We start from the raw sequence: 10117 nt of genomic DNA, 5'->3' as shown, positions 1-10117 counted from the left end.
TGAGCCAACCGCCGGGAAGTCCATCAACTGGAGGGACAACGATATAGGCAGCCAGAATGCTTTTTCTTTTCAACCCTCTCCCCTCGACCCTCAGCGCCCCCTCAGCGCCAGCGTTCAAACAGCTTCAGCCCCCACGCCACGCTCGGCCCCACCACCAGCGCGAAGGCCAGGGTGCCCAGACCCACCGGGCCGCCCAGCAGCGTACCGAGCAGCAGCACGACCAGTTCGACCCCGGTGCGAATGCGGCCTACGGGCCAGCCCAGCACGCGGCTCAGCCCCAGCATCAGACTGTCGCGGGGGCCTGCGCCCATTCCGGCACTCACGTAGGCCCCGGTAGCGAAGCCGATGAGCAGCAGCCCCAGCCCGAACTGCGCCCACTGCCAGGGCCAGAAGGTCGGATGCGGCGACAGCGGGGCCAGCCAGTCCAGCACCAGCCCGATTAAAACCACGTTCAGCACGGTGCCCGGCCCGACCCGTTCGCGCAGGCCGAGTGCGGTGAAAGCCACCAGCACCGCTCCCACCAGAATGCTGACCTGTCCCACGCTGAGGCCCGTTTTTCGGCTGATGCCGATGTGAAACACGTCCCAGGGCGAAACCCCCACATGGGCGTCAATCATCAGACGGAGGCTCAGGCCGTAACAGAGCAGCCCGCCCAGCAGCAGCAACCAGCGCCCGGCCTGGCCCAGAAAAGACGACGGCAAAGCGGCAGCAGGTCGAGTCATGAGGGCGAGGGTAGCACCGTTAAAATGCGCCCCATGATTCGTCAGTCAGTCAGTGGGGCGCCGCGTTGAAGCTAAGGGCCGTCGCGCCGGGCGTGGGTCTTCTCCCGCTCTACGCCAATATCTACCTCCTCTCGACGCCGCAGGGCCGGGTGCTGTTCGACACGGGAACCATCAACCACGCGCCCACATTTGTGCGGCTGCTGCGGGCCTTCGACCCCCAGGCCGTCGTGATCAGCCACAGCCACATTGACCACGCGGGGAGCGCTTTTCTCGCGGCGCGGCTGGGCTACCCGGTCTTGGCGCACCCGCTGGAGCATGAGCGGCTGCTGGGGCTGGACCACCAGTTGCCCTATCCGGCAGGAAAACCCGCGCTGGGCCGGGCCGTGTCGCGGCTGCATCCCCGCGTGGGGGCGGGTCAACTCGGCACGCTGCACCCCGGCGAAGAGGTCGGCGGCTGGGAGGTCGTCCACCTGCCGGGCCACACCGACGGCCAAATCGGGCTGCGGCGCGGCGGCGTGCTGCTGGCGGCGGACGCGGTGCTTTCACGTGGCGGGCAGGCGCATTTGCCCCGGCAGGCGTACAACTGGAACCACCGCACCGCCCTACAAACCCTCAAAGGTCTGGCCGAACTCGACCTGGACACGGTTTTGCCCGGTCACGGCGAACCCATCACGGCGGCGCAGTTGCGGGCACGGGCTGTACGCGACGACCCGCCAGAGGCTCCACAGGCCGGATAGAGACCCGCCGGGTGCGAAAAAAGGGCATGTCATCGGCCTACCGTGCGCTACTCTGCCCGCTGCATGTCGCGGCCTCCCTCTCCCCCTCCACACCCTGCGGGCGCGGCCCTACTGCTGATGCTGACGCTGGGGGGACTGGTGGCGGCGGCGGCGGTGCCTTCTCTGCGGATGCTGGCGGCGCCGCTGGGCGGAGTGCTTGTGCTGGTGCTGCTGTTCATGGCTTTTGGGGGGGCAGCTCCGTCACGGCCCTCCCCGCCCAGGCCAGCGCCGCGTCCCGAACCTGCCCCGGCCCCCGGCTGGGCGAGCCTGACCCCGCGCGAGTTCGAGTTGCAGGTGGCGGAAATGTTTTCCCGTCTTCCTGGCTGGCAGGCCGAAGCCACGCGGGGCCGCGCCGACCAGGGCGCTGACGTGCTGCTCCGCGCACCGGGGGGCGAGCGCGTCGCCGTGCAGGTCAAGCGCTACCGCGCCGCCGTCGGCAATGGGGCGGTGCAGGCGATTGTGGCGAGTAAGGCGCTGTACGGTTGCCAGCACGCGCTGGTCGTCACGTCTGGCCCCGGCTACACCCGCGCCGCCCGTGAACTGGCCCAGGCCAACGGGGTCGCGCTGTGGGCCGCCCGCGAACTGGATATCTTGCGCCACTGCGCCGAGCGGGGGCTGCCGCTGCCGCCGGAATTGCCGTTGGTGGGCTGAGGCCGAACGTTCGAAAAAGGATGGTGTCCTGCCAGAGTGGACGCCCTGAACATTGGGCCGACAGGATGTAAATTTCACTGCCCCATCAGGTCAAAAAGGCCCGCCCAGTTGTAGAAAAGTCCACCTGGCATTCCACTGGCCCGAAAACGTCAAGAAAGGGTTAAACTCCCGTGCATGACGACTGCGCCCGCTCAGCCCGCCCCCGCCCAGAGTCAGGAAGACCGCTACCGGTACAAGTTTGCCCAGGAAGGCATCACCTTCGACGACGTGCTGCTTCAGCCCCGGCACTCGCAGGTGCTGCCGCACGAAGTCAGCGTGACGGCCCAACTCACCAAGCGAATCAGCCTGAATATCCCCTTCGTGTCGGCGGCGATGGACACCGTCACCGAGACCAACATGGCGATTGCGATGGCCCGCGAAGGCGGCATCGGCGTGATTCACAAGAACATGCCCATCGACGCGCAGGCCGAAATGGTGCGTAAGGTCAAGCGCAGCGAAAGCGGCATGATTGTCGACCCCATCACCCTGCCGCCCCACGCCACCGTGCGCGACGCTGACCGCCTGATGGGGGAATACAAGATCAGCGGCGTGCCGATTACCGCCCCCGACGGCAAGCTGCTCGGCATCATCACCAACCGTGACATGCGCTTCGTGGACGACCTCGACACCCGCATTGAAGACGTGATGACCCGCGAGCATCTGGTCACCGTGCCTGTGGGAACGACGCTGGAGCAGGCCCACGAAATCTTCAAGCAAAACCGCATCGAGAAGCTGCTGGTCACCGACGAAGGCGGCACCCTGCGCGGCCTGATTACCATCAAAGACCTCTCCAAGCGCGTCAAGTACCCCAACGCCGCCAAGGACGACCTGGGCCGCCTGCGCGTGGCCGCTGCCATTGGCGTGTCGGCTGACCTGATGGACCGGGCGGGCGCACTCGTGCAAGCCGGGGCCGACGTGCTGGTGCTCGACTCGGCGCACGGGCACAGCCAGGGCATCCTGAACGCGCTTTCCCGCGTCAAGGAGCAGTACGACGTGGACGTGATCGCGGGCAACATCGCCACCCGTGCGGGCGCACGCGACCTGATTGCGGCGGGCGCGGACGCGGTCAAGGTCGGCATCGGCCCCGGCTCCATCTGCACCACCCGCGTGGTGACGGGCGTGGGCGTGCCGCAGATCACCGCCATCTTCGAGGCCAGCGCCGCCGCGATGGAAGCGGGCATTCCGGTCATTGCCGACGGCGGCATCAAGCAGACGGGCGACGTGCCCAAGGCGATTGCAGCGGGCGCCAACGTGGTGATGATGGGCAGCATGCTCGCGGGCACCGACGAAGCCCCCGGCGAAACCATCCTGCGCGACGGACGCCGCTACAAGAGCTACCGGGGCATGGGCAGCCTGGGCGCGATGGACCAGGGCAGCGCCGACCGCTACTTCCAAGGCGGCAGCCGCAAGTTCGTGCCCGAAGGCATCGAAGGCATCGTGGCGTACAAGGGCACGGCAGGCGAGGTCATCTATCAGTTCGTGGGCGGCCTGAAATCCAGCATGGGCTACTGCGGCGCGCCCGACCTGCAAACCCTGCGCGACAGCGCCCAGTTCGTGCGGATTACGGGGGCCAGCCTGATCGAAAGCCACCCGCACGGCGTCACGATCACCAAGGAAGCGCCCAACTACGGCGGACGGTAACAAGTTTTGGGCCTTGGGCTCTGGGCCATGAGGCAAAGAAAAAGACGCCTAAGCGTGACAGCTCGGGCGTCTTTTTCCATCATCCATCAGCAAAGCGAACCCATCCTCCATCCTCCTTATCCCGCTCCGTCCTCCGGGTCCACTTTTCCTTCGAGCTTGGCCCGGGTCGCGGCTTCGGCCTTGCGCACGTCCCCCTCGGTAATTTCGCGGCCCTCGTGGTCTTTCTCGAACAATTCGCGGCGGGCACGCAGTTTGCTCTGGGGCTGCTGCAAGTCGCTGCCCGACCCCTTGTGGACATTCTGAAACAGCACCAGCGCCCCGCCTGCCAGCGCCAGGGCGGCTGCGAAATACAGCGTGTCCAGCGGTTTTTCCCAGCGGATGAAGTGTTCCAGGAAGGTGACGCCCAGAATCACGACGATTACCGACACGACCTTCTGCTCCAGGTCCGACAGGCTCTCGACCCCCAGCGCGGCGGTCAGGTTCAGCGGCCTGATAAACAGCGAATACAGCCCGATGCCGATGAGGTAAAACACCACCGCCTTGAGCATGGTGCCGACGACTTCCAGAAACTCCACGGCAAGCGTGCCCGACTGACTCTTGACGCCTTTGGTCAGCATCTCGTGCCACGTTTCGTAGATGGTGGACAGCGCGATCAGGGTGCCTTGCAAAAACAGGCTGAAGGCGACCAGCAACACGGCGATGACGGCAATGAGTACCACGAAACGGGTACGGCCAATCAGTTCGCTGAACCAGTCGCTCTTGGAGGGAGGAGAAGACATGGGGGGCATCTTATAGCGCTCTGACAGGCAGTTCTCAGGTGCAAACCCTTTAGCCGAATGAGGGCAAAGCCTTTTCCTGCATCAGTTGGCAGAAATCAAAGGGCCACAGTCACCCGCCTCAGGGCCGCCTACACTGCCCGACGTGAACCGTTTTCCCCCGCCCCGTGAACCCATCAACGCCTGGACGCACTGGGCGGGAGCGGGGCTGGGCCTGCTGCTGGGGCCGCTGCTGCTGTGGGCACAGGCGCGGGGGCTGACGCTGTGGCCCTTCGCCGTGTTCGGGGCAAGCCTGGTGCTGCTGTATACCGCCAGCGCGAGTTATCACAGTTTCTCGCCGGGGGCAGCGGGGGCCCTGTGGCTGCGAAAGCTCGACCATGCCAACATTTTTCTCCTGATTGCCGGAACCTATACCCCGGTGCTGTTTTTCGGGCTGCCCGCCACCCACCGCACCGGGGCGCTGCTGCTCATCTGGGGACTGGCGCTGCTGGGCATCGGCTACAAGCTGCTGACGCTGCGCGGGCCTCGGGTGGTCAGCACGCTGCTGTATGTCGCCCTGGGTTGGCTGGCCGTCGCCTTCTGGCCGCAACTTCAGGCGGGGCTGCCCCCGGCGGCGCTGGCGTGGCTGGTGGTCGGTGGCGTGCTGTACAGCGTCGGGGCAGTGATTTACGCCCTCAAGCGTCCCCGCCGCAGCTACCGGGGCTGGGGCTTTCACGAGGTCTGGCACCTCTTCGTTTTGGGCGGCAGCGCGGCGCACACGGCCATGATGTTTTTTCTGCGCTGAAGCCGATTGCTCTTTCCACCCTGTTTTTCGGCCCTTTTTGTTACAACCGACTGCCTCTCGGAATATCCAAGTTTAGTCGCAACGGGGGCGAATCCGAAAAAATCCCCTCTTCGTCCTACCCCACCCCCTTCACCCTGAACCCTGAACGGGGCTTTCTACTCGCGCCGCTGCGTGGTCACGGCAATCAGTGCGTCCCAGCTATCGGGCTGCTGGGGGTCGTCCAGGGCCGCCTTGTTGCGCCCGGTAAAGCCGCACTTCTGGCAACGGTGAACGATGACCCAGCCCTTTTTGCCGCTCTGCTCGGCTCCAACCGGTTTCATCAGGCCGTGGCAGTCGCAGGCGCGGTCACCCGGCATCACGTCCACATGCTTGGAGTGCAGGCACACCGGGCAATGGTTGCGAACCGAACCGTTTTGCAGCGGTTGCACCTCGGCTCCGCAGTGGCCGCAGATGAACGAATTGTTGGTGCCCTGCACGGTGAATTTGCGCCCGGTCATGCCCGCCCCCGCGCCGCCCAGCGGGTGTCCAGAAAGGCGCGAATGGCCGGATGGCCCACCAGCAGCAGCCCGCAGGCGATAAATCCCAGACCCGCGAGGCTGACCACCCACCCCTGCCAGTTCACGCTGCCCGCGAACATGCCCGCCACGAACACCAGAAACCCGCTCAGGACGCTCAGGCCCACCGTCAGCCGCCACGACCAGACGCTGCCGCGCCACACGCCAGCCAGCAAAAAGGCGGTGGCAAGGGCATAAACGACATGCCGCAGCAGGTCGCTGGCCTGTCCCTGCACCAGCGCCGCCACGAAGGGCAGCACCGTCAACAAAAACAGGCCGACAAGGGTCGCCAGCGTCAGGGTGCGGCCTACGGCGACGGGCGAGGGGGCGGAGACTTCGGGAGGGGACACGCTCACGCCCCGTATTTGAACACGATTGCGGGTGAGGCGGCACAATAGAGGCCATGAAAATCATCAGCGTGAATGTGGGTCAGCCCACCGCCCTGCAAGTCGGCCAGCGCACGACCGTCACCGGCATCCGCAAGCATCCGGTGCCGGGGCGGGTGCGGGTGGGGGCCGATGGACTGGAAGGCGACCACGTGCTGAACCGCAAGCACCACGGCGGCCCCGACCAGGCCGTGTACGTCTACACCCGCGAGGACTACGACGCCTGGGAAGAACTGCTGGGTCGCGGGCTGGAACCGGGCAGCTTCGGTGAAAACGTGGTGGTCGGCGGGCTGGAATCGGCCCCCGTGCGCGTCGGCGAACGCTTTGCGCTGGGCGAAGTCGTACTGGAAGTCACCGCCCCCCGTATTCCCTGCAGCACCCTCGGCGCACGCATGGAAGATGCCGGATTCGTCAAACGCTTCGCCGCAATGGGCCGCCCTGGGTTCTATGCCCGCGTCGTTCAGGAAGGCGAAATCGGCAAGGGGGACGAAGTGACGCGCACCCCTGGCCCCGACACCGCCCCGACCATCGGAGAAATTTTTGCGGCCTGGTACGCCGACGGACGCGACCCTGAAACGCTGCGGCGCTGGCTGGAAGCGCCCGTGGGCGTGCGGCTGCGGGCCGACATTCAGAAGTGGCTCAAGAAAGCGCAGGGGTAAGAGAAGCGCCGCAGCCGCCCCCCTACGCCGTGTCGCGCACCACCAGACGCGGCGTGAATTTCCGCGCTCTGGCCGCTCCCTTGTAACCACCCAGCCGCGAGAGCAGCAGCGTGGCGGCCTCATGGCCCATGCTCTCGACGGGCTGGTGCAGCGTGGTCAACCTCCGCGCTGCGGCCCAGGGCTGGTCGTCGAAGCCGATGATGCGCACGTCTTGGCCCACTCGCAGGCCCCGCGCCGCTGCTTCGTCCATCAGCGCCCCGGCCAGCAGGTCCGCCGAGGCGAAGACCGTGCAAGGCAGTTCGCCTTTTTCCTGCGCTCGGTCAAGGAGCGTCACGGCGGCCTGACGTGCCGAGTGGGGGTCGAACCCGGCGGTGTATTCGCCAGCCAGGGGGCGCTCTGCCGCCTGTAGCGCCGCCAGAAAACCGCTGCGCCGCTCCTCGAAGACGCGGGTCACGAAAAGCTGGTCCAACTCGGTCTCGACCCAGAGGGCGTGCAGCGTGCCGGGCAGCGTCACGGCATATTCGCCAGCCAGCCGCCCACCCGCCAGATTGTCCATGTAGGCGCAGTCCACGCCTTCCCCGTAGGCGTCCACCAGCACAGTGGGCTGCTGCGTACGCAGTCGGCGCTCGTTGAACATGCCCGTCAGGTTGTAGGTCGCCATCACGAGTCCGTCGGCCTGATACGCCAGGGTGTGCGACCCCAGATAGCGTTCCAGCCGCGAACGGTCGAGCAGCGGAAAAATCGCCACGTCGTAGCGGGCGTCCTGAAAGGCTGTTTCCAGCCCGTCGAGCAGCCGCACATAGAATTCGGTGGTCACGACCGGCAGCAGCACGCTGATGGTGTAGCTTTTGCCCCCGGCGATGCGGCGGGCGTGGGGATTGGGCGTGTACTCCAGTTCGGTGATGACGCGCAGGACGGTTTCGCGGGTGGAACCCTTGACTGAAGGGTGGTTGTTCAGAACCCGCGAGACCGTGCCGACCCCGACTCCGGCGGCGCGGGCCACATCCTGAATGGTGGGGGGGCGCATGTCAGGCCAGCATAGCGCGGATATGGAAGCGGCTTCCAGCGCCGCGTCGCGGGGGACAATCCGGCCCCGGCCCCGGCCTACACTGCCCGCTGATGGGGCCGAGTGTTCCCCGGCCCAAAGGACGAGTTCACCGTGACCCTTTCTCCCAAATTTCCGGTCATTCTGGCCGCCTGCGCGGGACTGCTGCTGTGCGGTGTGCTGGCACAGACGGCGACCAGAACCGGCCCGGCTGACCATGCCGCGCATTCCCCCCCAGCCCCGGCTTCCCATTCGGCGCACTCGGCGGCAACCGCCACACCCGCCAAGACCACTTCTGCCGGGCAACTGCCGCTGACCGTTCAGGGCGCGACCGTCGCCGCCGTTCCACCGAGCATCAAAGACACCAGCGCTTTTATGACCCTGACCAACTCCAGCGCCCAGGCCGTCAAACTGGTGGGCGTCTCGTCGCCGCTGGCGGCACACGGCATGCTGATGAAAACGGTCAAAAGTAACGGCATGCTGGGCATGGTCATGACGCCGATGCTGGTCGTGCCGGCACGCGGCAAACTGACCCTTCGCAACGACGGCGACCACCTGATGCTGATGGGCCTCAAGCGGCCTCTCAAGGTAGGAGAGTCGGTCAAACTCATCCTCAAGGCCGCCGACGGACGCACCCTGACCGTCAACGCCACGGTCAGGAAGCCCTGAGATGACGCTGCCACAAGACGCCCCGCCCCTGCCAGAGGCCGCGCCGCCGCAGGGCCGCCCCTGGTACGTCTCGGCGCTGCTGGCGCTGGTGGCCGTCACGCTGCTGCTGGGTGGAGCGTGGCTGTTCGCCCGCGCCCGCTCGCCCTATCCCTTCTACGGCACGGCCTACCCCAGTCCGCCCGTCGCGGCGGCCTTCAGCGGCACGGGGGCCGACGGTCAGCCCTACACCTTCAAGCCAGACGGCAAGACCAGCGCGGTCTTTTTTGGGTTTACCCACTGCCCCAACATCTGCCCGGTCACGCTGGCCTACCTCAATCAGGTGCGGGCCAAACTGACACCCGCCGAGCGCGAGAAGTTCCGGGTGGTGCTGGTCAGCGTGGACCCGCAGCGCGACACGCCCAAACTGCTGGGCGAGTACCTCGACTATTTCGGCGGCGGCGACGCGGTCAACATCCCCGAACCGCGCCTGAGCGAAGTCGCCAGGGCGTACGGCGTGGGCTACCGCCGCAGCGAGGTCAAGTCGCCGCAGGATTATCAGGTGGACCACACCACCGCCACCTACCTGATCGACTCGTCGGGCCGCCTGCGGGCGCTGTGGGACTATACCCAGATGGGTGAAGTCGACCGCGTGCTCTCCGACGTGCGCTACGTGATGCAAAACCCGCTGGAGCAGGGCCAGTGACGGCGCCCGGCGCTGGGGGGATCAACCTGAACCCCACTTGGGGCGACCTGCTGGCCTTTACCCCCGACTGGCCCATGCTGGCGCTGCTGGTGCTGAGTGCCGGGGCGTACTTCGCTGCGCTGCCCCGCGTCCGGCGTACCCCGGAAGGCCGCGCCCGCTGGCCCTGGTGGAAGACGGCGCTGTTCAGCCTGGGACTGGTGCTGTGGTTTCTGTCCACCCAGACGGGCGCCAACAGTTTCGCCGGACAGAGTATGGCCCTGTACATGGCCCGGTTGATGGTGCTGGCCGAGGCAGTGCCGCCGCTGCTGGTGCTGGGGCTGCCCTGGGGCATTCGCCTCGACCCACGCGGGGGACTGGGGCGCGTGCTGGGCTGGCTGCTCGACCCCTGGGTGGCGCTGGCGGTCTGGACGGCGGTGGTCATTTTCTGGAACCTGCCTGCGGGCTTCAATGCCAGTGTGGTCAGCAACACGGCTGCGCCGCTGCTGCCGCTGCTGTATCTCCTCAGTTCACTGATGGTCTGGGGCGTTGTGCTGCGCCCGCTGCCCACCGTGCAGCCTGCGGGCATCGGCAGCCGGGGCTGGTTCGGTTTGCTCTCGGCCCTGCCGATGATGTCGGTGGCGGCGGTGTGGCTCTACGCACCCAAAGTGCTCTACACGCCGTATGTCAACGCGCTGTGCCTGTGGAACCTCACCCCGCTGCAAAACCAGCAGTATTCCGGCTGGATCATGATGGT

At 66.5% G+C, this 10117-nt stretch carries 13 protein-coding genes; 8 read left to right on the top strand and 5 right to left on the bottom strand.

Going from position 1 to position 10117, the window contains the following annotated elements; all coding sequences use genetic code 11:
- Positions 1-101 precede the first annotated feature (101 nt).
- Positions 102-722 carry a YitT family protein gene (locus Q4C89_RS12060; protein ID WP_303102862.1) on the bottom strand — a complete coding sequence of 207 codons (621 nt, stop codon included), beginning with the start codon at positions 720-722 and terminating at the stop codon, positions 102-104.
- A 65-nt stretch (positions 723-787) separates the two neighbouring features.
- Here Q4C89_RS12060 and Q4C89_RS12055 point away from each other — a divergent pair, with 65 nt between their 5' ends.
- The 3 genes from Q4C89_RS12055 (at position 788) to guaB (ending at position 3829) form a co-directional block, all read left to right on the top strand.
- Positions 788-1459 carry an MBL fold metallo-hydrolase gene (locus tag Q4C89_RS12055; RefSeq protein ID WP_303102861.1) on the top strand — a complete coding sequence of 224 codons (672 nt, stop codon included), beginning with the start codon at positions 788-790 and terminating at the stop codon, positions 1457-1459.
- A gap of 63 nt (positions 1460-1522) precedes the next feature.
- Positions 1523-2149, top strand: a complete 627-nt coding sequence (locus tag Q4C89_RS12050; RefSeq protein ID WP_303102860.1) for a restriction endonuclease — start codon at positions 1523-1525, stop codon at positions 2147-2149.
- A gap of 174 nt (positions 2150-2323) precedes the next feature.
- Complete coding sequence (gene guaB / locus Q4C89_RS12045) at positions 2324-3829, top strand: IMP dehydrogenase (protein WP_303102859.1); 1506 nt, start codon at positions 2324-2326, stop codon at positions 3827-3829.
- Between the two features lie 116 nt (positions 3830-3945).
- Here guaB and Q4C89_RS12040 read toward each other — a convergent pair whose 3' ends face one another.
- Positions 3946-4608, bottom strand: a complete 663-nt coding sequence (locus Q4C89_RS12040) for a YqhA family protein (RefSeq protein WP_303102858.1) — start codon at positions 4606-4608, stop codon at positions 3946-3948.
- Positions 4609-4750: 142 nt separating this feature from the next.
- On the opposite strand from Q4C89_RS12040, the gene Q4C89_RS12035 reads away from it, so the two are divergent.
- Positions 4751-5389, top strand: a complete 639-nt coding sequence (locus tag Q4C89_RS12035; protein WP_303102857.1) for a hemolysin III family protein — start codon at positions 4751-4753, stop codon at positions 5387-5389.
- Between the two features lie 155 nt (positions 5390-5544).
- On the opposite strand, the gene Q4C89_RS12030 is transcribed toward Q4C89_RS12035, so the two are convergent.
- Complete coding sequence (locus Q4C89_RS12030; protein ID WP_303102856.1) at positions 5545-5886, bottom strand: RNHCP domain-containing protein; 342 nt, start codon at positions 5884-5886, stop codon at positions 5545-5547.
- Entirely contained in the window at positions 5883-6299 is a 417-nt protein-coding gene (locus tag Q4C89_RS12025; RefSeq protein WP_368493238.1) for a hypothetical protein, read from the bottom strand. Before Q4C89_RS12025 ends, Q4C89_RS12030 begins: the two co-directional genes overlap by 4 nt.
- A gap of 47 nt (positions 6300-6346) precedes the next feature.
- On the opposite strand from Q4C89_RS12025, the gene Q4C89_RS12020 reads away from it, so the two are divergent.
- Positions 6347-6988, top strand: coding sequence for an MOSC domain-containing protein (locus Q4C89_RS12020; RefSeq protein ID WP_303102855.1), 642 nt, complete (start codon positions 6347-6349; stop codon positions 6986-6988).
- Between the two features lie 22 nt (positions 6989-7010).
- Here Q4C89_RS12020 and Q4C89_RS12015 read toward each other — a convergent pair whose 3' ends face one another.
- Positions 7011-8015, bottom strand: coding sequence for a substrate-binding domain-containing protein (locus Q4C89_RS12015; protein WP_303102854.1), 1005 nt, complete (start codon positions 8013-8015; stop codon positions 7011-7013).
- A gap of 132 nt (positions 8016-8147) precedes the next feature.
- Here Q4C89_RS12015 and Q4C89_RS12010 point away from each other — a divergent pair, with 132 nt between their 5' ends.
- The 3 genes from Q4C89_RS12010 to Q4C89_RS12000 all read left to right on the top strand — a co-directional run.
- On the top strand, positions 8148-8702 hold the full coding sequence (locus Q4C89_RS12010) for a copper chaperone PCu(A)C (protein WP_303102853.1): 555 nt from the start codon (positions 8148-8150) through the stop codon (positions 8700-8702).
- A 1-nt stretch (position 8703) separates the two neighbouring features.
- Positions 8704-9384, top strand: coding sequence for an SCO family protein (locus Q4C89_RS12005; RefSeq protein ID WP_303102852.1), 681 nt, complete (start codon positions 8704-8706; stop codon positions 9382-9384).
- A gap of 74 nt (positions 9385-9458) precedes the next feature.
- Positions 9459-10117 (top strand): cytochrome c oxidase assembly protein (locus tag Q4C89_RS12000; protein ID WP_303102863.1); only part of this gene is annotated, 659 nt, incomplete at its 3' end.

Source organism: Deinococcus sp. (genome assembly GCF_030523985.1).
Lineage (GTDB): Bacteria > Deinococcota > Deinococci > Deinococcales > Deinococcaceae > Deinococcus.
Note: the sequence above shows the minus strand (reverse complement) of the source record. Positions and strands in the feature narration are given on the sequence as shown.

Bases quoted from the DNA above. Each gene is read 5' to 3' on its own strand.
- Q4C89_RS12005 (WP_303102852.1), top strand. From the start codon at position 8,704: ATGACGCTGCCACAAGACGCCCCGCCCCTGCCAGAGGCCGCGCCGCCG.
- Q4C89_RS12020 (WP_303102855.1), top strand. From the start codon at position 6,347: ATGAAAATCATCAGCGTGAATGTGGGTCAGCCCACCGCCCTGCAAGTC.
- Q4C89_RS12030 (WP_303102856.1), bottom strand. From the start codon at position 5,886: ATGACCGGGCGCAAATTCACCGTGCAGGGCACCAACAATTCGTTCATC.
- Q4C89_RS12015 (WP_303102854.1), bottom strand. From the start codon at position 8,015: ATGCGCCCCCCCACCATTCAGGATGTGGCCCGCGCCGCCGGAGTCGGG.
- Q4C89_RS12050 (WP_303102860.1), top strand. From the start codon at position 1,523: ATGTCGCGGCCTCCCTCTCCCCCTCCACACCCTGCGGGCGCGGCCCTA.
- Q4C89_RS12060 (WP_303102862.1), bottom strand. From the start codon at position 722: ATGACTCGACCTGCTGCCGCTTTGCCGTCGTCTTTTCTGGGCCAGGCC.
- Q4C89_RS12040 (WP_303102858.1), bottom strand. From the start codon at position 4,608: ATGTCTTCTCCTCCCTCCAAGAGCGACTGGTTCAGCGAACTGATTGGC.
- guaB (WP_303102859.1), top strand. From the start codon at position 2,324: ATGACGACTGCGCCCGCTCAGCCCGCCCCCGCCCAGAGTCAGGAAGAC.